At 43.9% G+C, this 353-nt stretch carries 1 protein-coding gene; it reads right to left on the bottom strand.

The window, feature by feature from the left end:
- Positions 1-118: 118 nt before the first annotated feature.
- The coding region (locus tag BHC51_RS00990) for a recombination protein NinB (protein ID WP_180296392.1) at positions 119-353 on the bottom strand (235 nt) is incomplete at its 5' end.

The following is a 353-nucleotide window of genomic DNA, read 5'->3' as shown; positions in this document are numbered from 1 at the left end:
GCCGTTTTACTCTTGTCAATACCGCTTTTATATTTCCATTCAATGCTTCTGCAATGCCCTTGCCTTACAATATCCCTCATCGCCCGCTCATATGCTTTTAAAACGTCTTCAGCAGCATCTATGCTACATTTTGATAACATAAGTCCCTCCTATCAGTGAACTTAACATCATTTTCAGCTCCCCATGCTGTTATATATTCAATCAGACTAGCCATGCGCTTAACCCCCATCTGCGCAGTTGATTCCCTCAGATTTATAATCTCTCCCTCAAGCCCTATTGCCATCTCCGCCTGCCCTCCTGTGGCGATTCGATGACCACTTACAACAATCATCTTCCACTGCTCAATACTCAGT

The organism is Snodgrassella alvi (assembly GCF_002777745.1).
Classification (GTDB): Bacteria; Pseudomonadota; Gammaproteobacteria; order Burkholderiales; family Neisseriaceae; genus Snodgrassella; species Snodgrassella alvi_D.
The sequence above is the reverse complement of the archived record's forward strand: the minus strand, read 5'-3'. Positions and strand labels throughout refer to the sequence as shown.